The 19,840-nt window shown below is 63.7% G+C and carries 18 protein-coding genes; 10 read left to right on the top strand and 8 right to left on the bottom strand.

The features are described from left to right. Window positions 1-46: 46 nt before the first annotated feature. Window positions 47-1,537, bottom strand: coding sequence for a DUF2125 domain-containing protein (locus B6V76_RS11745; protein WP_166504589.1), 1,491 nt, complete (start codon window positions 1,535-1,537; stop codon window positions 47-49). A gap of 118 nt (window positions 1,538-1,655) precedes the next feature. Between B6V76_RS11745 and B6V76_RS11740 the strand changes: the two genes are divergently transcribed. Beyond that, window positions 1,656-2,273, top strand: a complete 618-nt coding sequence (locus tag B6V76_RS11740) for an enoyl-CoA hydratase/isomerase family protein (protein WP_088727517.1) — start codon at window positions 1,656-1,658, stop codon at window positions 2,271-2,273. 60 nt (window positions 2,274-2,333) lie between these two features. Here the strand turns inward: B6V76_RS11740 and B6V76_RS11735 are convergent, their stop codons facing one another. The 4 genes from B6V76_RS11735 to B6V76_RS11720 all read right to left on the bottom strand — a co-directional run bounded on the left by B6V76_RS11735 (window position 2,334) and on the right by B6V76_RS11720 (window position 5,194). Then, on the bottom strand, window positions 2,334-2,675 hold the full coding sequence (locus B6V76_RS11735; protein WP_088727516.1) for a DUF2853 family protein: 342 nt from the start codon (window positions 2,673-2,675) through the stop codon (window positions 2,334-2,336). 100 nt (window positions 2,676-2,775) lie between these two features. Next, window positions 2,776-3,120: a TraR/DksA family transcriptional regulator gene (locus tag B6V76_RS11730; RefSeq protein WP_088727515.1), complete on the bottom strand. Its 345-nt coding sequence runs from the start codon at window positions 3,118-3,120 to the stop codon at window positions 2,776-2,778. Window positions 3,121-3,219: 99 nt separating this feature from the next. Further along, entirely contained in the window at window positions 3,220-4,611 is a 1,392-nt protein-coding gene (gene ahcY / locus B6V76_RS11725) for an adenosylhomocysteinase (protein ID WP_088727514.1), read from the bottom strand. A 73-nt stretch (window positions 4,612-4,684) separates the two neighbouring features. Continuing rightward, a complete protein-coding gene (locus B6V76_RS11720) occupies window positions 4,685-5,194 on the bottom strand; it encodes a hypothetical protein (RefSeq protein WP_075776685.1) in 510 nt (169 codons plus the stop codon). 130 nt (window positions 5,195-5,324) lie between these two features. Here B6V76_RS11720 and B6V76_RS11715 point away from each other — a divergent pair, with 130 nt between their 5' ends. Both B6V76_RS11715 and B6V76_RS11710 read left to right on the top strand, forming a co-directional pair. Then, window positions 5,325-5,705 carry a hypothetical protein gene (locus B6V76_RS11715; RefSeq protein WP_088727513.1) on the top strand — a complete coding sequence of 127 codons (381 nt, stop codon included), beginning with the start codon at window positions 5,325-5,327 and terminating at the stop codon, window positions 5,703-5,705. 97 nt (window positions 5,706-5,802) lie between these two features. Beyond that, window positions 5,803-6,387 carry a hypothetical protein gene (locus tag B6V76_RS11710; RefSeq protein ID WP_088719980.1) on the top strand — a complete coding sequence of 195 codons (585 nt, stop codon included), beginning with the start codon at window positions 5,803-5,805 and terminating at the stop codon, window positions 6,385-6,387. A 54-nt stretch (window positions 6,388-6,441) separates the two neighbouring features. Here the strand turns inward: B6V76_RS11710 and B6V76_RS11705 are convergent, their stop codons facing one another. From B6V76_RS11705 to B6V76_RS11695, 3 genes are all read right to left on the bottom strand, one after another. Next, window positions 6,442-6,756 (bottom strand): H-NS histone family protein, encoded by a 315-nt coding sequence (locus B6V76_RS11705; RefSeq protein ID WP_075776682.1) that lies wholly within the window; start codon window positions 6,754-6,756, stop codon window positions 6,442-6,444. A gap of 66 nt (window positions 6,757-6,822) precedes the next feature. Then, window positions 6,823-7,377: an ActR/PrrA/RegA family redox response regulator transcription factor gene (locus tag B6V76_RS11700; RefSeq protein WP_075776681.1), complete on the bottom strand. Its 555-nt coding sequence runs from the start codon at window positions 7,375-7,377 to the stop codon at window positions 6,823-6,825. Window positions 7,378-7,440: 63 nt separating this feature from the next. After that, window positions 7,441-8,103, bottom strand: coding sequence for an SCO family protein (locus B6V76_RS11695; RefSeq protein ID WP_088719982.1), 663 nt, complete (start codon window positions 8,101-8,103; stop codon window positions 7,441-7,443). Between the two features lie 105 nt (window positions 8,104-8,208). On the opposite strand from B6V76_RS11695, the gene B6V76_RS11690 reads away from it, so the two are divergent. The 7 genes from B6V76_RS11690 to addA all read left to right on the top strand — a co-directional run bounded on the left by B6V76_RS11690 (window position 8,209) and on the right by addA (window position 19,804). Beyond that, entirely contained in the window at window positions 8,209-9,591 is a 1,383-nt protein-coding gene (locus B6V76_RS11690) for an ActS/PrrB/RegB family redox-sensitive histidine kinase (RefSeq protein WP_088719983.1), read from the top strand. A gap of 96 nt (window positions 9,592-9,687) precedes the next feature. Further along, on the top strand, window positions 9,688-11,286 hold the full coding sequence (locus tag B6V76_RS11685) for a PAS-domain containing protein (protein ID WP_088727512.1): 1,599 nt from the start codon (window positions 9,688-9,690) through the stop codon (window positions 11,284-11,286). A 46-nt stretch (window positions 11,287-11,332) separates the two neighbouring features. Next, window positions 11,333-11,827 (top strand): tRNA (adenosine(37)-N6)-threonylcarbamoyltransferase complex ATPase subunit type 1 TsaE, encoded by a 495-nt coding sequence (tsaE, locus tag B6V76_RS11680; RefSeq protein ID WP_088727511.1) that lies wholly within the window; start codon window positions 11,333-11,335, stop codon window positions 11,825-11,827. Next, a complete protein-coding gene (locus B6V76_RS11675) occupies window positions 11,820-12,815 on the top strand; it encodes a phosphotransferase (protein WP_088727510.1) in 996 nt (331 codons plus the stop codon). The genes tsaE and B6V76_RS11675 overlap by 8 nt, the downstream gene beginning before the upstream one ends. Next, a complete protein-coding gene (locus B6V76_RS11670) occupies window positions 12,791-13,474 on the top strand; it encodes a nucleotidyltransferase family protein (protein ID WP_088727509.1) in 684 nt (227 codons plus the stop codon). The genes B6V76_RS11675 and B6V76_RS11670 overlap by 25 nt, the downstream gene beginning before the upstream one ends. Continuing rightward, a complete protein-coding gene (gene addB / locus B6V76_RS11665; protein ID WP_088727508.1) occupies window positions 13,467-16,418 on the top strand; it encodes a double-strand break repair protein AddB in 2,952 nt (983 codons plus the stop codon). Before B6V76_RS11670 ends, addB begins: the two co-directional genes overlap by 8 nt. Further along, window positions 16,415-19,804: a double-strand break repair helicase AddA gene (gene addA / locus B6V76_RS11660; protein WP_088727507.1), complete on the top strand. Its 3,390-nt coding sequence runs from the start codon at window positions 16,415-16,417 to the stop codon at window positions 19,802-19,804. Before addB ends, addA begins: the two co-directional genes overlap by 4 nt. Window positions 19,805-19,840 lie beyond the last annotated feature (36 nt).

Below are 19,840 nucleotides of genomic sequence, written 5' to 3'. Positions count from 1 at the left end.
AAGCCGCCCGGAGATCCGGACGGCTTCGCGCCGTGGGTTTCAGTGTTTACTGGACGCGTTGGCCGTTGACGAGGATTTCCCCACCATCCTTGAACTCGACCTGCGACGCGTAGGCGTCGTCGCCCGTGGGCTTGGCGTAGAGGCCCAGCATCATCCGCCCGAACATGATCTGATCCTGCGGCACGAGGCCCATCGAGACCAGCTTGTCCATCAGCGCGTTCGCCCCGGTCAGCGTCAGATCGATCTTGCCCGTGGGCATCGGCATCGGCCCGCCATTCTTCAGCTCCAGCGCGCCCTTGCCGTTCAGATCGGCGCCGACCATCGACAGCTTGATGTTGTTGATGTCGACGGTCTGGACCTCCATCGGGGGCGAGTCCATCGCGGCGGCGGCGGGGCTGAACAGATCCTCGGTGAGCTTCATCTTGCCCGAGAGATCGACCTGCAGCGTCGCCGGGGCATGCGGCAGATCGCCGTTCGGATCGAACATCGCCCAAATGTTGTCGGAGACCGAGACGCCGTTGAAGCCGAGCTTCGCCTTGTAGTCCTGCGCCGTATCCGCTTTTGCGACCGGCATCGCGAATGTCATGTCCGCCGACTGGATATCCGCGGTGATCGGGAAAGGCAGGTCGGGCGTGGCGATCTCGATGTGGCCGTTGTTGCTCTGACCGCCGAAGGACAGACCGTCCTTCGACATCGTGACGTCGAATTTCCCGCCCTCGTCGGTGGTCTTCTGATCGACCTTGCCGTTGGGTCCGTCGGCGGTGGTCGCCCAGTTCGAGCTGGCATAGGTCATCGACAGATCGAGGTTTGCACCGGCATTGAGCGCTTCGTCGAGCTTTTCGGAGGAGACGTCCTTGGGCATCGCGAAACTCCCCTCGTAGGAGAGATCGTTCATCTGGCCGTTCATGTTGAACGTGCCGCTGCCCTCGGGATCGGCCCCGGAGGCGGTGAGGTCGAGCGTGCCGATCGCCATCTTCGAGTCCACCGAATGCATGTCGCCGTCGACGACGTGGTAATTGCCCTTGGTGTCCTTCAGCGCAAGATACATCTTGATCGGAACATCCTGCCCCTCGGCGGAGACGGTCTGGTCGAGATCCACGGTCAGTTTCGGCGCGTCGATATCGTAGGTCAGATCGCCCGGCGACCCGGAAACGATGATCTTGCTGTCGGTCTGGGTCATCGTCATCTTCATGGCGACGTCCGAGGTGTCGGTGCCCGGCTTTCCGGTCATGTCACCGGTCATCTTCTCGGGGAAAATGGTCTCCACCGTGCCGTCGCCGCGGTCGCGCAGCTTCAGTTCGGGCACGTCGAGCGTGAGGCTCATATTGTCGACATTGCGCACCATCTTCACGTCGGAGACGATGAGCGTGTCGCCCTCTCGGTTCTGACCGCCGACCATCACCTCGTAGCCGTAGGTCTGGTATTCGGATTGCCACGCCTGCCAGACCTGCTCCGCGGTTACATCCGCGAAAGAGGCCGTGGTGGACAGCAGCGAAACCACGACGGCGCCGGAACCGACGGTTTTGAGCCATGCCATAAGAGGGTACCTTTCCACTGAGAACCAAGTCGCGGCCATCCTCCTTTGGGTCAGGCCGATGGTCAAGCCTTCGCGGGGCTGCTAGAGGGGTTTCACGGGAGTTGTGAGGAGGCTGGGAATGATCCGCCACGAGATCGAGAACGGGCTGTGGCGCGTGACCATCGACCGGCCTGAAAAAGCCAACTCGCTGACCGGCGCGATGTTGGGCGAGATCGCCGATCTGGCCGAGCGTGCGGGGCGCGAGGAGGCGCGGGCTTTCGTGCTGACCGGGACCGGCAAGGTGTTCTCCGCCGGGGCCGATCTGGCAGAGGCGAAGACGGGAACGCTCGCGACCGACCCGGTTTGGGAGCGGCTTTCCGGCGCGATCGCTTCGCTGCCCTGCCTGACGATCGCGGCGCTGAACGGCACTTTGGCCGGGGGCGCGATGGGCATGGCGCTCGCTTGCGATCTGCGCATCGCCGTCCCGGGCGCGAAATTCTTCTACCCGGTGATGAAGCTCGGCTTCCTGCCGCAGCCCTCGGACCCGGCGCGCATGGTCGCTTTGGTCGGGCCCGCGCGGGCCAAGATGATCCTGATGGCGGGGCAGAAGATCGAGGCCGAAGAGGCCTTGAGCTGGGGGTTGATCGACCGGATCGTGCCGCGCGAGACGCTGGACGAAACGGTCGCGACGCTCGCTGCCGATGCGCTGAGTGCGCGGGCTGCGCATGTCGCGGGGATCAAGGCGCTGATCCGCTAAAGCGAACGGCCCGGACAGGCCGGGCCGCGGGGCGTCACATTCTACGCGAGGCTGTCGCGATCAGGCGTACACGCTCTCTTTGCCGAAATGCTTGGTGAGCATGTAATAGATCACGGCGCGATACTTGTTGCGCTCGGACCGGCCGTAGGTCTCGATCACGCTGTCGATCGCATCCATCAGTTCGGGGCCGTCGGAGAGGCCGAGTTTCTTGACGAGGAAGTTGTCCTTCACGGTTTCCAGCTCCCCCCTGTCCGTGGCCGCGACGGTCGATGCATCCGCATCGTAGATCGAGGGGCCGCAGCCGATCGTCACCTTGGTCAGAAGCTCCATGTCAGGGGCCATGCCGCATTTGGATTTCAGATCCTCGGCGTATTTCTCAATCAGCTCGTCTCTTTTACCCATCTGTCCCACCTATCAGGTTGCTTTGCCCAGAAATGAAGGCAGGCGCAGGTTAAGCCCAGATAGGGAAATTACAAAGTGTAAATCCCGGACCTGTCGCGCCTCAGCCTCCGCCGCGACAGGAAACGCATTGTGTGAAGGTCGGGTCGAGTTCGAGGCGCTTCTCGGGGATCGGCTCGCCGCAGCTGTCGCAATAGCCGAATTCGTCCTCTTCGATACGCTGGAGCGCGGCCTCTATCGCTGTGATCCGATGTTTGCGGCGACCGTCGACCGCATTGGCCATCGCCTGATTCTGCAACGCGTCCATGCGCGACAGCCGACCGACGCTTTGCTGGTCCAGCTCGACGGGTTTGCGGGTCTGCGCGGTGTCCTGCGAGGCGGTGCGCAGCTCTGCCAGCTCCGCTTCCAACCGCGGTTTGAATCGCGCGGCAAGGTCTTCGGGTGTCATCGCTCTCCTCCTGTTCCAAGGAAAACCGATCATCGCCCGCGTTGCACGTAAAAAGGCCGCGCCTTGCCGCGCGGCCTTCGAAATCGCGATGTGATCCGGTCAGTAGCGGTAATGCTCGGGCTTGAAGGGGCCTTCGACCGTGACGCCGATATATTCCGCCTGATCGGGCTTGAGCTGGGTCAGCTTAACGCCGATCCGGTCCAGATGCAGGCGGGCGACCTTTTCATCGAGGTGCTTGGGCAGGATGTAGACGCCCGGCGCGTAGTCATCGCCCTTGGTCCACAGCTCGATCTGCGCCAGCACCTGATTGGTGAACGACGCCGACATCACGAAGCTCGGGTGGCCGGTGGCGTTGCCCAGGTTCAGCAGGCGGCCTTCTGACAGCAGGATGATGCGCGAGCCCGAGGGCATCTCGATCATGTCCACTTGCTCTTTGACGTTCGTCCATTTGTGGTTCTTCAGGTTCGCGACCTGAATTTCATTGTCGAAATGACCGATATTGCCGACGATCGCCATGTCCTTCATCTCGCGCATATGCTCGATCCGAATGACGTCCTTGTTGCCGGTGGTGGTGATGAAGATGTCGGCGCTGTCGACCACGTCTTCCAGCACGACGACCTCGAACCCGTCCATCGCAGCTTGCAGCGCGCAGATCGGATCGACTTCGGTGACCTTCACACGAGCACCTGCACCGCGCAGCGAAGCGGCGGAGCCTTTGCCCACATCGCCGTAACCGCAGACGACGGCGACCTTGCCGGCCATCATCACGTCGGTCGCGCGGCGGATGCCGTCAACGAGGCTCTCTTTGCAGCCGTATTTGTTGTCGAACTTCGACTTGGTGACCGAGTCGTTCACGTTGATTGCCGGGAAGGGCAGCAGTCCCTTCTTGTGCAGATCATAAAGGCGATGCACGCCGGTCGTGGTCTCTTCCGAGACGCCCTTGATCGCGTCGCGCTGCTTGGTGAACCAGCCGGGGCTCTCCTTCATGCGCTTCTTGATCTGAGCGAACAGCGCCTCTTCCTCTTCCGAGGTGGGCACTTCGATCAGGTCGGTCTCACCGTTCTCGACCCGCGCGCCGAGCAGGATGTAGAGCGTCGCATCCCCGCCGTCGTCGAGGATCATGTTGCAGGTGCCTTCCTCGAACTGGAAAATCTGGTCGGTATAGGACCAGTATTCCGCGAGCGTCTCGCCCTTGATCGCGAAGACAGGCGTGCCGCCCGCAGCAATAGCCGCGGCCGCGTGATCCTGCGTCGAGAAGATGTTGCACGAGGCCCAACGCACATCGGCGCCAAGCGCCTTCAGTGTTTCGATCAGCACCGCGGTCTGCACCGTCATGTGCAGCGACCCCGCGATGCGCGCGCCTTTCAGCGGTTTGCTCTCGCCGAATTCTGCGCGGCAGGCCATCAGGCCCGGCATTTCGGTTTCGGCGATGTCGAGCTCCTTGCGGCCATATTCGGCCAGAGAGATATCCTTGATTACGTAATCGGCCATGCGCGGCTCCCAATCTGAATTTGGGAGCTATGTAGCACCGGGACCGTAAAGCGGCAATGAAGGCCGATCACGATCAGGTGGCGGGCAGAATCCCCTCGCGATGCAGAAGCGCCACCGGGTTCTTGCCACGCTTCCAGTCGGTGCCCGAGGATACGATGCAGGAGACGTTGTCGGCGCGGGTATAGACCGCAGTCCAGGTGCCCATGAGGCTCGAGGCGTAAAGCTCGACCTTGCGGTGATCGCCGAGCTGTTTCGTCATCGCGGGCTTCTCCGCGAAATCGTGATTGAGGGAATCCACCAGCTTCGCGCGCTTGTCGCAATATGGTTGGTTGGGGCTTTGTGCCTCGCCGATCGCGGTGACGTCGTCGAAGGCGGACAGATCGCCATAGGGAATTTCGGAGGGAATATCCTCCATCGGGCGCCCGTTGCCCTCGTAGCCGTCGAGCATGACCTGCCGCGCCGCTTGGGGATGCTGGGCAGGCGTCACAGCCTCGTCGCTGCGCACGGCGGCGATGGCGATGGTCGCGGGGATCGAAATGATGGCGATCCCGGCGGTAAGAAACGTGGTTTTCGAGGTTTGCATTTTCGCGTCCCCTTTTTCTCTCCGTGTCAACCCGAGAACTCGCCATGCGCGGAAATGTTCCTCTTTCTGTGACGTTTACAGCCGGATTGGCTTTGGCTAGTCACAGATACGCGCTGCATGAGAGGAGCGAATGGAGATCGATCTGGCCTGCTCGAAACCGGCGCAGCACCGCAATGCGATCGCGTTTTGCTGCGACGGCGCTTACCCGCCTTATGCGGCGCATGCGGCCGCCCAGATTGCCGCGCTCCATCCGGATCGGGATTTCGACATCTGCATCGTGAGCGCCGAGCCGGTCACGCTTCCGGATTCGCCTGAGGCGTTGGGTCTGCGGCTGTGCAGTTTCGATCCGGAGCCGATATTCGCGGGCTTTTCGACGGATCGCGGACGCGGTTCGGGCATGTATGTGCGGCAGATGCTCCCGCAGATTTTTGCGGATGACACCGGCCCGACGAAACCGTGTAAAGCGCGACCCGAGACGCTACAGCCACGCTTTGGCCGGGCAGCAAGCTGATGAAGAAAATGCTCGTTCGGCGTCTCATCAGTCTCATCAACGGAAACAAGATGGCGCGCTATCTCGCGCGTTCTCCCGACGACTATACGGTGATCACATGAAACGCGCTTGGCAAAGGATGCTCTCGGGACGCCGGCTCGACCTGCTGGACCCGACGCCCGTCGATATCGAGATCGAGGATATCGCGCATGGTCTGGCTTTCGTGGCGCGCTGGAACGGGCAGACCTTCGGCGACTGGCCCTATTCGGTGGCCGAGCATTCGCTGCTGGTGGAGCAGATTTTCTGCCACCAGAATCCTAAGATCGCGGCGAAATGGAAATTGGCGGCGCTTTTGCACGACGCGCCGGAATATGTACTGGGCGATATGATCAGCCCGGTGAAAGCGGCGATCGGCGAAGGCTACGGCGCGCTCGATAATCGTCTGATTGCGGCGGTGCATATACGGTTTGGTCTACCCGCAGCGCTTCCCGTGCGAATCAAACGCGCTATCAAAAAGGCGGATATCGTTTCGGCGCGGTTGGAGGCCGAACAGATCGCCGGATTTTCCAAGGCGGAATCCGACAAGGTTTTCGGCAAACTCGCGCCCGAATATGCCGAGACCTTTAAAATACACCTGCGGCCACCGTCGGAAGTGCGCGCTGATTATGCCGCACGCCACGAAGCGCTTCTGGCAGAGCTGTAATGCGAAAAGCCTGCCATTTCGGCAGGCCTTGCATAAAGGTATCCAATTCGAGACTCAGATCTTCAGATCGTCGAGCGATTTTCCATTATCGAGAGCGGCTTGCACCCAACGCGGCTTGCGGCCACGGCCGGTCCAGGTTTCGCTGGGATTGTCGGGATTGGCGTATTTCGGCGGCACGGTGCGGCGCGGCTTGGCCGAGCCCGAACCGGTCAATTCCGCCAACGAATAGCCCATATCGCGTGCCGCGCGCTCAAGCTGATCGATCGCTTCTTTCTTCTTGCGATCCTCGTAGCTGGAGATCGCCTTGTCGACTTGCTTGCGAAGAGCCTTGAGCTCGTCGAGGGACATATCATCTAGATTCATTTTAATGCTCCGAATTGCATATTCCGAAGCATTAAATAGAAACGTAAATTAATTAACAACCTGACCAAAACGTCAGCGGGGGCTCCGTTTGGCCAAAATCCGCTGAAGGGTCCGGCGGTGCATATTCAAACGGCGCGCGGTTTCCGAGACATTCCGGTCGCAAAGTTCGTACACACGTTGAATATGTTCCCAACGCACGCGATCCGCGCTCATCGGGTTTTCCGGCGGCGGCGGGGCGACTTCGCCTTTCGCCAATAGCGCATTCGTGACGTCAGTGGCATCGGCAGGCTTCGCGATATAATCGGTCGCCCCCATTTTCACGGCGGCCACAGCGGTCGCAATCGCCCCGTATCCGGTCAGAACCACGATTCGGGCATCGGCACGCTTTTCACGAAGCGCCTCGACCACATCGAGCCCATTTCCGTCCTCGAGCCGCAGGTCGATCACCGCATAGGCGGGCGGGTTCGATTGCACGATGGCGCGGCCTGCAGCCACGGTTTCGGCCGTCTGGGTCTCGAAGCCGCGCTTCTCCATCGCGCGCGCCAGCCGCGTGAGAAACGGCACATCATCATCGACGATCAGAAGCGATTTGTCCGGACCGATATCCGCGCTGATGTCTTCAGCCATTATCGTAACTCCCTGTCGTCGAGTTTAACGTTTGATTGGTTTTAGACGCGCGCGCCTACTCGGTCAATTTCCGGCTGCGCCGTCGGGATTGGCCTTTTTCCATGCGTCGACGAAACAGGCGACGCTGTCGGCCATCTGCTCCGGCGTCGTGTCGCGGTTGTAGTATTCCGCAAAACCGGAATCGGGGAAGACCAGGTAGCTCTGTGTCGAGTGGTCGATCAGCGTGTAGGGGTCGTTCGGATCCTGCACTTTGAAATAGGTACGATATTCCTGCGAGACCTTCTTGATCTGCTCCGGCGTGCCGGTCAGTCCGATCATTTTCGGATGCATGAAATCGGTGAATTCCTTGATAAGCTCCGGCGTGTCGCGCGCGGAATCGACCGAGATGAAGACCGGCGTCACCGAATATCCGCGCTTTTCGAGGAGGCTCACGGCCTCGGCGTTGCGTGCGCTATCGAGCGGGCAGACATCGGGGCAGTAGGTATAGCCAAAATAGAGAATGCTCGGCTCGGTGATGACATCCGCATCGGTCACCTCCTTACCGTTCTCGTCGGTCAGCGTGAAAGGACCGCCAATCTCGCCCGCGCCGCCTGCGACGACACTCTGGCGGCATTGCGCGAAAATATCGTCGTCCTGGCTGCGGGTCGCTGCGAACCAGGTAACGCCAAGGCCGATGACCACGATCGCCGAAGCGCCGATGGCGGAAATTTTCGCAATACGGTTCATATTGTCACTCCTCTTACGGCTGCATTGATCGCGCGGCGGGCGGCGATTATCAATGCTTTCATGCCGCCAATTCCGGCGATGTGCGCTTTGGACGCGGGAGACGACATGGCTCAACGCCTCGAGGCCCAACCCGGCCCGGCCGAGATTCACCACGACTGGGTGCGCCTCCGGACGCTGATCTTCCTGCGCTGGACCGCGATCGTGGGACAGCTTGGCGCGATTTTCGTGGCCTATTTCGTTTATGATATCGCGTTGGATCTAGCGCTGTGCCTCGCCACGGTGGCGGCAGCGATCGCGGCCAATCTCGTGGCGATTTTCCTGTTTCCCGATACCAAGCGCCTCACCCAGCCCGAAGCGGCGGCGACCCTAATGTTCGACATGGCGCAGCTCGCGCTGCTGCTGTCGATTACTGGCGGGATGAACAACCCCTTCGCGTTGCTCATTCTAGTGCCCGTCACCATAGCGGCGACCGCACTGGAGAGATCGGCCACGATCCTTCTCGGCCTTGCGACAATGGTGATGATCTCGATCGTCGCCGTGGTCTACCTACCTTTGGTCAGCAAGACCGGCGAGGTGATCGCGGTGCCGGACGTGTTCGAATTCGGCTACTGGCTTTCGATCATCATCGGCGTCGCCTTCCTCGGGGCCTATGCCCATAAGGTGGCGAGCGAAGTGCGCTCCATGGGCGATGCGCTCCGCGCGACGCAGCTCGCCTTGGCGCGCGAGCAGAAGCTGACCGATCTCGGCGGCGTCGTCGCGGCCGCCGCGCATGAGTTGGGCACGCCGCTTGCGACGATCAAGCTGGTCAGTTCGGAGCTGGCCGACGAGCTCGAAGATAGCCCCGATTTGCGCGACGACGCGCTACTGATCCGCGAGCAGGCCAATCGGTGCCGCGACATCCTCCATTCCATGGGTCGGATCGGCAAGGACGATCTGCATATGCGCAGTGCGCCGATCGTCGCCGTTCTGCGCGAAGCGGCGGACCCGCATATGGAGCGCGGGATCGAAATTCATTTCGACGCCCATCCGATTGTCGAGGGGCTGGAGCGTCAGCCGACGATCTACCGCTATCCCGAACTGATCCATGCGCTGCGCAATTTCATCCAGAACGCCGTCGATTTTGCCCAATCCACCGTCTGGGTCGAGGCGGAATGGGATGACGAAGAGATCACCGTGCGGATCAGTGACGACGGCAAAGGCTATCCAGCGAGCGTGCTCAACCGGATCGGCGATCCCTTCCTGCAACCGCGGGCAAACGCGGCGGAACGCAAAGGTTACGAGGGGATGGGGCTTGGCGTGTTCATCGCGAAAACCCTGATCGAGAGGACCGGCGGGCGGCTCACCTTTTCCAACGGGGACGTACCCTTTGCGCCCCGCGCCGCAGCGCCTGTGCGCTCCGGCGCGGTTGTGGAGGTCGTCTGGCCCGCTACCCGCCTTCTGGCACGGGACGAGGCAGGGCTTGGCCTGAACCAACCGATCGCGGTCTGATCCCCATCGACGCCTGCATGCTCGACGTGAGTTAACGTCGGCTTAACGATTCTCCCGCACCTTCGACCTCGCGACAGGTTTGAAAGGCCGAAGGATATGAGGACTGCATGGCTCGAGGCGGCGATGATCGCGCTTACCTCGGTGGGCGCGGCTTTGGTCGGATTGCTGCTGACATGGATTGCCGTGGGGCGCGGGCCGAGGCGCAAGCTCACCCCCGCCGCGCGGGAGGACGTCGAGGAGGTGGCCTTGCTGTTCGATGATGAGGCGCTTGTGGATGCGACACCGCCGGCGCGGCGCTTGCTGGAAACGATGCCCGTCGGGGTGACCGATTGGGCCCGTTTCACCGCCTTCGCCGCGCCGCGGTTTCCGGAGTTTCAGTCCCGGATCGCGCGGCTCTCTGAGTTCGCGCGGCTCGAGATGACAGAAACCGCGACCCGCGGCGACAAACGGCGACTGCGCCTGACTGCCGAAAACCTGCGCGGCCTGGCGCGGATCACCCTCATCGATCCGGAGGGCGAAGGGCAGGGCCAGCGCGTCGACAACCTCTCGCTCCGGGCGATGGAGGAAGAGTTGGAGATGATGCGCGACACGCTCGACCGTTCCCCAGTTCTGATCTGGCGGATCGAGAAAAATGGCGAGCTGACCTGGGCGAACAGAGCCTACCTCCTGCGCGCAGGCGCCTTCGACGCGGATGAAGAGGGGTTCGGCTGGCCGCTGCCGAAGCTGTTCACGCTGCCGCCGGACGCGTTCAGCGGCGGCGGGCCCCACCGGCTCGAGCTGACCTCGCCCGCGCCAGGCGCTTCGGATGTCGCGACCTGGTTCGACTGTCATTCCGTTGTGCTCGAAGGTGGTACGCTCCATTTCGCGCTCCCCGCCGAGGCTGCCGTCCGGGCCGAGCAGGCGCTGCGCGATTTCGTCCAGACCCTGACCAAGACCTTTGCCGATCTCCCGACCGGGCTCGCCATTTTCGACCGGGACCGCCAGCTGAGGCTGTTCAATCCCGCACTGAGCGACTTGCTTCAGCTTGGCCCGGAATTCCTCGCTACGCGCCCTACGCTCTACGCATTTCTCGACAGGCTGCGCGAGACTAAAATGGTGCCCGAGCCGAAGGACTACCGAAGCTGGCGGCAGGAAATGGCCGAGCTGGAGCGGGCGGCCGCCTCGGGGTTCCACGCCGAAACATGGAACCTGCCGGGCGGGCAGACCTATCGCGTCACCGGACGCCCGCATCCGGACGGGGCGGTAGCGTTCCTGTTCGAAGACATCTCCTCGGAAGCGTCCCTAACCCGGCAGTTTCGCGGTGAAATCGAAATGTCTCAGGAGATCTTGGACAGGATCGGGGACGCGATCGCGGTGTTCCGTCCTTCCGGCGAATTGGCGATATCGAATGCTGCCTATGGAGCGCTCTGGGGCGTCGATCCCGAGGCGACGTTGGGCCGGGTGACGTTACTCGATGCGGTGAAGCAATGGCAGGCCTGCGCCGAACCCAGCGCTTTCTGGTCGTGGCTGCAAAACCTCGCGCGCGAAATCGGCGCACGCGAGAACCTGACCGAAGAGATTACGTTGCTCGACGGTCGGCGGGTAACCTGCCGACTCGAGACGCTCTCGGGCGGGGCGTTCCTGCTGCGTTTCGCTGTTGTTGAGACTTCCGACACGCCGCCGCCACGTAAGGCCGAGGCCATCATCGCTCAGTAAGGCTAGCCGCTTGGCAAAAGGGCGATGCGCGCGCTAGAAGCAACCCATGCCCGCGCCGACGCACGCCCCCGTTTCAACCGAAATGCCCTGTCTCGATCTCCCTGATCCCGAGGCGACAGAGCGGCTTGGCGCGCTGTTTGCCGAATTCGCCGTGCCGGGCGATGTGCTGCTCCTCGATGGCCAGATCGGCGTCGGCAAAACTCATTTCGCGCGGGCCCTGATCCAGACGCGGCTCGGCGTGGCCGAAGACGTGCCCTCGCCGACCTTCACGCTGGTGCAGACCTACGAGGCCGATTGCGAAATCTGGCATGCTGACCTCTATCGGCTCACCGACCCCGACGAAGTTCTCGAACTCGGGCTGGATGCGGCGTTCGACAGCGCGATCTGCCTGATCGAATGGCCCGACCGGCTGGGCTCCGCCGCTCCGAAAGGGGCGCTTCGGCTGCGCTTCGAGCAAACCGAAGACGGCGCGGCGCGAAGGGTCTGTTTCGAGACCGTTACGCCTCTCGCGCAGGAAGTTCTGGAGGCATGGAATGGCTGACGAAGCCAAGGTTCATCGCTTCCTCGCCGCCGCCGGATGGCGGGAGGCCGCGCGCAGCCCGCTCGCCGGAGATGCCTCCGCCCGCAGCTACGAACGCCTGACCCGCGGCGCAGATCGCGCCGTCTTGATGAAGGCCCCTGACGGCTCCGAGATCGCGCGCTTCACCCGGATCGGTGATTGGCTTGCGGAGGCGGGGTTTTCGACTCCGCGGGTGCTCGCGCGCGACGATGCGGCGGGTCTGCTGTTGCTCGAAGATTTCGGCGACGCGCTCGCGGCCCGTCACCTTGATGCGACACCCGAGGATGAGGCCGCGCTCTATGCCCTGATCACAGAATTCCTCGCCGAATTGCGCCACCACGCGCCGCCCGCAGACCTGCCGCTGCTGGACGGGTCGGCACTGGCCGAACTGCTGGATCTGGTGCCGGAGTTCTATCCCTGCACCGACCGCACCGCCGCGGATAGGCTGCAACAGGCGATCACTCGGAAATTCGACACTATTCCAGCGTGGAAGCCGGTTTTGTGCCTGCGAGATTTCCATGCGGAGAACATCATTCTGCTGGATCGTCCGGGCCTGCGTCGCCTCGGTCTTCTCGACTATCAGGACGCGCTGCGCGCCCATCCCGCCTATGATCTGGTCTCCGCGTTGCAGGACGCGCGCCGCGATGTGAGCCCGCAGGTCGAGGAAGCCGAAGTTGCCCACTACTGCGCGCTGACCGAGGCCGACACTGGCGCGTTTCACCTCGCCTACCGGCTGCTCGGTCTTCAACGTGCCATGCGCATTCTTGGAGTTTTCGCGCGGCTTTGTGTCCGGGATGGAAAGCCGCAATATCTTGAGTTTATGTCGCGCGTCTACGACTATATCTCGCGTAACCTCTCCAGTCCGGCTCTTGCGGATTTGGCAGAGCTCTTCCACGCCGCCTATCCTGCGCCCGACCCGAATTTGATTGCTGATTTGAGACGAAAATGCCCCACCAGCCAGACGCCTTGATGCTCTTTGCCGCCGGTTTCGGCACGCGCATGGGTGCGCTGACGCAAAACCGGCCGAAACCGATGATCGAAGTCGCGGGGCGGCCCTTGATCGATCACGCGCTCGACCTTGCGCGGGCAGGCGGGGCGCGGCGGCTCGTGGCCAATGTCCATTACCTTGCTGATCAGGTGATCGCGCATCTGGCCGGTCAGGACGTCGCGATCTCGGATGAGCGCGACGAGATTCTGGAAACCGGCGGCGGGCTGCGCAAGGCGCTGCCGCTGCTGGGCGAAGGGCCGGTGATGACGTTAAATACAGATGCGGTCTGGACCGGCGAGAACCCCGTGGCCCGGCTGCGCGAAGCCTGGCAACCAGAGGACATGTCGGCGCTTCTGATGCTGGTGCGGCCAGAGAATGCCCGCGGCCATGCGGGTGCGGGCGATTTCGCAATGGATGAAACCGGCCGGCTGAGACGCGGGCCGGGCTATGTCTATACCGGCGCGCAGATGCTGAATCCTGCTGGAATAGGGTCGATCTCCGAGCAGAAATTCTCGCTGAACCTCCTTTGGGATGAGATGATCGCGGCGGGGCGTGTCTTCGGGCTCGTGCATGACGGGGGGTGGTGCGATGTCGGACGACCCGAGTCTATTCCGCTGGCCGAGGCGATGCTCGATGAGTGACGGCGCTGCCTCCGTCTACGCTCTCCCGCCCGGCGTCGATTTCCCCCGTGCGCTGGTAGCGGGCCTACGAGCGCGCTTCGCCGACAAGCCGCCCGAGGCACTGGCGCGTGTCACGCTCTATCTGAACTCCGGACGGATGCGCCGCCGTGTGCGGGAGGTCTTCCTCGAAAGCGGCGCGCTCTACCTGCCGCGTCTGCTATTGGTGAGCGATCTCGGGGCAGATCCGCTCGCGGGTCTGCCGCTGCCCGTGCCCCCGCTGCGCCGCAAGTTGGAACTGGCTCAGTTCGTCGAGCAACTCACCCGCGCCATGCCTGAATTCGAAGCCGGCGCGAGCCAGTTCGCGCTGGCCGAGAGCCTCTATTCTCTCCTCGCAGAGATGAAGAGCGAGGGCGTCCATATCGACGATCTCGATCAGCTCGAACTGACCGAGACCCATGCCAGGCACTGGCAGGAGAGCCTGCGCTTCATCCGGATCATTGCGCGCTATTTCGACAACGAAGTCGAACTGGACCGCGAGAGCCGTCAGCGGATGGTCGTCGAGGCAGTAATCGAGCGCTGGCGCGAAAGCCCGCCTGCCGATCCGGTGATCGTCGCGGGCTCGACCGGTTCGCACGGGGCGACCTCGCTCTTCATGCAGGCGGTAGCGCGGTTGGAAAACGGGTCGATCGTGCTCCCCGGCTTCGACCGCGACATGACGCAGGCGGCGTGGGATAGTCTCTATTCCGGCCCATTTCCGCTCGAGGACCACCCGCAGTTCCGCTATCGCAGCTTGCTCGATAAGCTCGGGCTCTCGGCGGAGGACGTCGTCGATTGGGACGAGATCTTCGCGCCGGACCCGGACCGCAATCGCCTCCTTTCGCTGGCGCTGCGACCGGCGCCGGTTACCGACCAATGGCGGCGCGAGGGCGCCGGACTGGGGCCGCTCGTTCCAGCCTGCAAGGGCCTGTCCCTGATCGAAGCGCGCGATCCGCGCCATGAGGCGCTGGCGATCGCGCTGGCCTTGCGAGATGCGGTCGAGCGTGGTGTCAGTTCGGCCCTGATCACGCCGGACCGTCTTCTGGCGCGCCGCGTGGCGGCGGCGCTCGACCGATGGGGCCTGGTGCCCGACGACAGTGCGGGTCAGCCACTGCAGCAGACAGCGGCGGGGCGCTTCCTGCGTCAGGTCGCGGCGATGCGAGCGCGTCCCGTCGGGATCGCCGATCTGATCGCGTTGCTGAAACATCCGTTGACCGCGACCGGTGACGCGGAACGCGGGCCGCACTTGCGCAACACGCGCGAACTGGAGCTTCGCCTGCGCCGCTACGGGCCCGCTTTTCCGGATCGGGACAGTCTCACGAAATGGGCAGAAAAAGACCCCAACTCACGGGAATCCTGGGCGCATTGGCTCTGCGATATTCTCGAGGATTTCGCCGCACCTTCTGCGGCCGCGCTGTCCGATCATGTGGAGCAGCATTTCCGGCTCGCCGAACGGGTCGCCGCCGGACCGAGTGCCGCGACCGAGACCAGCGAGCTGTGGCGCGAGGCCGCAGGGCGCGAGGCGCGCCGCCTGATGGAAGACCTGCGTAGCCAGTCCGGCTTCGGCGGGCATCTCGGCGCGCTCGATTACGCCGATCTTGTCAACCGGCACCTCCAGAGCGGGCTCGTGCGGCAGACGCTCGCCGCGCACCCGCTGATCGCGATCTGGGGGACGCTGGAAGCGCGCGCGCAGGGGGCCGAACTGGTGATCTGTGGCGGGCTGAACGAGGGAAGCTGGCCGGAGGCGCCAGCTCCCGATCCATGGTTCAGCCGGCAAATGCGGCTGGAATCGGGTCTATTGCTGCCCGAAAGGCAGGTCGGCCTGTCCGCGCACGACTTCCAGCAAGCGGTCGCCGGGCCGCAAGTAATCCTGTCGAGATGCGCGCGGGATGCGGAGGCGCAGACGATCCCGTCACGCTGGCTCAACCGACTTTTGAACCTAGTCGACGGCCTGCCCGATCAAGGCGGCACCGAGGCGCTGGCCGAGATGCGCGGGCGCGGCAAGCGCTGGCTCGACCTGGCGGACGCGCTCGAGACGCCGCGGATCACGCTGCAGCCTGCCAAACGCCCGTCGCCACGTCCGCCGGTCGACGTGCGCCCGCGCGAGTTGCCTGTCACCGCGATCGAGACCCTGATCCGCGACCCCTACGACATTTACGCGAAGCGCATCCTGAAGCTGCGAGTGCTCGATCCGCTGCGCCCCGAGCCCGATGCCTTGCTGCGGGGACAGGTGCTGCACCAGATCGTCGAAACCTTCGTGAAGACCTATGACGAGGCGGCCACGATCGAAGCGGCGCAGGCGCGTTTGATGGAGATCGCCGAGGAGGTTATGATCCGGGACATTCCGTGGCCCAGTGCGCAGCGCATCTGGCTCGCAAGGGTCCGGGGGATCGCAGAGACATTTTGCCGGGCTGAGGCCGAGCGGCGCGCGCAAGGCGCGCCCATGGTGATAGAGAAAAAAGGCTCTGTTTCACTGCAAAAGCCGATTTTCACTCTGACCGCGAAGCCCGACCGGATCGACATTCTCGAGGACGGGCGCGCGTGGATCTACGACTACAAAACCGGCACGCCACCTTCCGAGCGAGAGGTGATGGCTTTCAACAAACAGATGCTTCTGGAGGCGGCGATGGTCGGGCGCGGGGCCTTCGAGGCGATCGGACCGCGCGAGGTCGCAGGCATGTCCTATGTGCGGCTGGGCGGCGACGGCGCCACCACGCAGATCAAGGGCAAATCCGGGGATCGCAGCGAGACGCCCGAGGAGAGCTGGGAGAAATTCCGCAAGCTGATCGCGCGCTATTTCGAGCCGACGCAGGGCTTCACCGCGCGGCGCGCTCCGCAGAAGGCCCGGGCGCGCTCCGATTACGATCAGGTCTCGCGCTTCGGGGAATGGGATGTCACCGATGAGGCCGAGGGGGAGGACGTGTCATGACCCATCCGGCCAGCCTAAGACAGCATCAGGCGTCGCAACCGGACAGCTCGGTCTGGCTTGCCGCGAATGCGGGCTCGGGCAAGACCAAGGTGCTGACCGACCGCGTCGCGCGCATGCTTTTGGCCGGAACAGAGCCTCAACGCATCCTGTGCCTGACCTACACCAAGGCCGCCGCGGCGGAGATGCAGAACCGTCTGCTCGGTTTGCTGGGCGGCTGGGCGATGATGGACGAGGCGAAGCTGCGCGAGAAGCTGCGGGCGCTGGGTGCCGACGAGGCGCTGTCGGCCGAGGATCTGGCGAAAGCGCGGCGGCTGTTCGCCAAGGCGATCGAGACGCCGGGCGGCCTGAAGATCCAGACGATCCACGCCTTCTGCGCTGGGTTGCTTCGCCGCTTCCCGCTTGAGGCGAAAGTCTCGCCCGGATTCTCGGAGATGGACGACCGCGCCGGGGAATTGATGCGCGAGGATATCCTCGAGGAGATCGCGACCGGTCCGGATTGCGACCGGCTCGATGCGTTGCTGGGCGTCTATTCCGGTGAGGACCTGACCACCCTCGCAGCCGAAATAAGCCGGAATAGGGTCGGTTTTGCAGGCGATCTGGGCTTGCCCGATCTGCTGGAAGCCTACGATCTGCCGCGGGATATGACCGAAGAGGCGCTGCTCTCTGAGGTCTTCGACGACGGCGATCTGAAGATGATCCGCGACGTCGCGCCCGCGTTCCTCGCGAGTTCAAAGAACGATCAGCGCGTCGGCGCGGGGTTGGCGGCGGCGCGTACCCGCGATCTGGACGCTGTGCAGGCGCTGGAAGACGTTCTTTGCGTCAAGAAACCGAAGGAGGGCCCGCCCTATCAGCCCAAGCTCGACAAGGTCGCCACCAAGGCGCTCGCCAAGGCGCTGGGCGACGGCACGATGGCGGCGCTGTCCGATCTGTCCGAGCGCGTCTCCGAGAACCGCCCCCGCCGTCTCGCCTTCGTCGCGGCGAAACGCGCCCATGCGTTGCACCGGTTCGCGCAGGTTTTCCTGCCGCGGCTCGACGCCTATAAGGCCGCGCGCGGCTGGCTCGATTTCGACGATCTGATCGACCGCGCGGCGGCGCTCCTGGATGAGCCGTCGGTGGCGCAATGGGTGCTGTTCCGCCTCGATGGCGGGATTGACCATATCCTCGTCGACGAGGCGCAGGATACCAGCCCCCGACAGTGGCGGGTGATCGAGAGGATCGCCGAGGAATTCACCTCCGGCGAAGGCGCGCATGAGGGCGAGCGCACGTTGTTTGTGGTGGGCGACCGCAAGCAGTCGATCTATTCCTTCCAAGGCGCCGACCTTCAGCAATTCGAGGAAATGCGCGCCCATTTCGCCCGAAAATTCGCGGATATCGGGCGCGCGCTCTCTCCGCTGGAGCTGGAGCATTCCTTCCGATCATCCGCCGCTGTGCTGCGTTCCGTGGACCTAGCATTCGCGCGTGGGGCCGAGCAGGGCCTGGGCGGGGCGCCCTCGCATATCGCCTTCCACGAGGCGCTTCCGGGCCGCGTCGATCTGTGGCCCGCGATCGAGTCGGTAAAGACCGATGACGAGGACGATTGGGAGAGTCCGGTCGATCTGACCAGCGCGGAATCTGCGATTTCGCAGCTGTCGCGCATGATCGCCGCCGAGATTTCCGCGATGATCGCGCAAGGTGTGCAAATCCCGGATCACGAGGCGTCCGGCGGCGCCCGCCCGGTGCATGAGGGCGATTTTCTGATCCTCGTGCGGCGCCGCTCGGAACTGTTTTCCGAGATCATTCGCGCCTGCAAGTCGATCGGGCTCGCGGTCGCGGGGGCGGATCGCCTGAAGCTCGGTGCGGAGCTTGCGGTGCGTGACATCCGCTCGCTACTGAGCTTCCTCGCGACGCCGGAGGACGATCTGTCGCTGGCGGAGGCGTTGCGCTCGCCGCTGCTGAACTGGTCCGAGCAGGAGCTTTACCAACTCGCGCAGCCTCGGAAGGGCTATCTCTGGGAGGCGCTCCGCCGTGGCGAGATGCGCCCTGATACGCAGGAGATGCTGAAAGATCTGCGCGATCACTCGGATTTCCTGCGGCCATTCGAGCTGATCGAACGCTTGCTGACCCGGCATGGCGGGCGCGAGCGGCTTCTGGCGCGGCTTGGCCCCGAGGCGGAGGACGGGATCGACGAGCTGATCTCGCAGGCTCTGGCGTTCGAGCGCAATGAAGTGCCGAGCCTGACCGGCTTCCTCGGCTGGCTCGATGCGGATGACGTGCAGGTGAAGCGGCAGCTGGACGGGGCAGGGCGCGCGATCCGGGTGATGACGGTCCACGGCTCGAAAGGGCTCGAGGCGCCAATCGTGATATTGCCCGATACGGCGAAGAAAAAGGAGCCTAATCCGCCTAAAATCCTGCGTCTGGACAATGGTGTCGCGGGGCTGCGGCAGCCAGCGCCGGACGCGCCGGAGGCCCAGCTTTCCGCCGCGGGAAAAGAGACGACCGCCCGCGCGGAAGAGGCGCAGCGACTTCTCTACGTCGCGATGACGCGGGCGGAGAAATGGCTGATCGTGGCCGCAGCGGGCGAGGTCGGCGAGGGCGACGAGACCTGGTATAGCCGGATGAAATCGGGCCTCGAAGCTGCCGGGACCGAGGACGTCACAGGCCTTTCCAACCCGCTGCAAGAACTGGGCGAGTTCCCTCGCCACGCGACCGGCACATGGCCCGAAAACGCTGCGGCGCCAGCAGCCGCGGAGGAGGTCACGCGACTGGATCTACCCGCATGGAGCCTCAAGCCGGCAGCTGCCATCGAGCCCCCGCCGCGCCCGCTTTCGCCCTCCGATCTGGGCGGAGCCAAGGCTCTGTTCGGTGATGGCGAGACGATGGACGAAGACGAGGCGCTGCGGCACGGGCGCAACCTGCACCGGCTTCTCGAGCATCTGCCGGAACGGCCGCGCGACCAGTGGGAAGATCTTGCCGAACTCTTGCTGTCCGAGGGCGAGGATGCGCTGCTTCCGGGTGAAATAGAGCCTGTTTTGGCCGAAGCTGTTCGCGTGCTCGAAGCGCCGGGCATGGCGGCCTGGCTGGGGCCGGACTGTCTGGCGGAGGTCGAGATCACCGCCGCGCTGGAGGAATTCGGCGGCCAGCGGATTCATGGCTTCATCGACCGTCTGCGGATTGATGCCGGAGGGGTTCACATTCTCGATTACAAATCCAACCGCGTTGTCCCCGCGTCGTCCGATCAGGTGCCCGAAGGGATCGTGCGACAGATGGCCGCCTATCGCGCGGCACTGCGCCAGATTCACCCCGGACGCACGATCACCTGTGCGATCCTGTGGACACAGGACGGAACGATCATGCCGCTCGCAGATGCACAGCTAGACTCGAGCTTGCGCACGCCCACTGTATCTTGACGCCGCCGGGGGCGGAACTTACCTTCCTTGCCGACC

Source organism: Thioclava sp. IC9, from assembly GCF_002213225.1.
Taxonomy (GTDB): domain Bacteria; phylum Pseudomonadota; class Alphaproteobacteria; order Rhodobacterales; family Rhodobacteraceae; genus Thioclava; species Thioclava nitratireducens.
This window is presented reverse-complemented; position numbering and strand designations above follow the sequence as displayed.

Excerpts from the sequence above, each read along its gene's own strand:
- tsaE (WP_088727511.1), top strand. The coding sequence starts at position 11,333 with ATGCCCGCGCCGACGCACGCCCCCGTTTCAACCGAAATGCCCTGTCTC.
- B6V76_RS11700 (WP_075776681.1), bottom strand. The coding sequence starts at position 7,377 with ATGGCTGAAGACATCAGCGCGGATATCGGTCCGGACAAATCGCTTCTG.
- B6V76_RS11670 (WP_088727509.1), top strand. The coding sequence starts at position 12,791 with ATGCCCCACCAGCCAGACGCCTTGATGCTCTTTGCCGCCGGTTTCGGC.
- B6V76_RS11735 (WP_088727516.1), bottom strand. The coding sequence starts at position 2,675 with ATGGGTAAAAGAGACGAGCTGATTGAGAAATACGCCGAGGATCTGAAA.
- addB (WP_088727508.1), top strand. The coding sequence starts at position 13,467 with ATGAGTGACGGCGCTGCCTCCGTCTACGCTCTCCCGCCCGGCGTCGAT.
- ahcY (WP_088727514.1), bottom strand. The coding sequence starts at position 4,611 with ATGGCCGATTACGTAATCAAGGATATCTCTCTGGCCGAATATGGCCGC.
- B6V76_RS11690 (WP_088719983.1), top strand. The coding sequence starts at position 8,209 with ATGGCTCAACGCCTCGAGGCCCAACCCGGCCCGGCCGAGATTCACCAC.
- B6V76_RS11715 (WP_088727513.1), top strand. The coding sequence starts at position 5,325 with ATGGAGATCGATCTGGCCTGCTCGAAACCGGCGCAGCACCGCAATGCG.
- B6V76_RS11740 (WP_088727517.1), top strand. The coding sequence starts at position 1,656 with ATGATCCGCCACGAGATCGAGAACGGGCTGTGGCGCGTGACCATCGAC.
- B6V76_RS11685 (WP_088727512.1), top strand. The coding sequence starts at position 9,688 with ATGAGGACTGCATGGCTCGAGGCGGCGATGATCGCGCTTACCTCGGTG.
- B6V76_RS11695 (WP_088719982.1), bottom strand. The coding sequence starts at position 8,103 with ATGAACCGTATTGCGAAAATTTCCGCCATCGGCGCTTCGGCGATCGTG.
- B6V76_RS11720 (WP_075776685.1), bottom strand. The coding sequence starts at position 5,194 with ATGCAAACCTCGAAAACCACGTTTCTTACCGCCGGGATCGCCATCATT.
- B6V76_RS11730 (WP_088727515.1), bottom strand. The coding sequence starts at position 3,120 with ATGACACCCGAAGACCTTGCCGCGCGATTCAAACCGCGGTTGGAAGCG.
- B6V76_RS11745 (WP_166504589.1), bottom strand. The coding sequence starts at position 1,537 with ATGGCATGGCTCAAAACCGTCGGTTCCGGCGCCGTCGTGGTTTCGCTG.
- B6V76_RS11710 (WP_088719980.1), top strand. The coding sequence starts at position 5,803 with ATGAAACGCGCTTGGCAAAGGATGCTCTCGGGACGCCGGCTCGACCTG.
- addA (WP_088727507.1), top strand. The coding sequence starts at position 16,415 with ATGACCCATCCGGCCAGCCTAAGACAGCATCAGGCGTCGCAACCGGAC.
- B6V76_RS11675 (WP_088727510.1), top strand. The coding sequence starts at position 11,820 with ATGGCTGACGAAGCCAAGGTTCATCGCTTCCTCGCCGCCGCCGGATGG.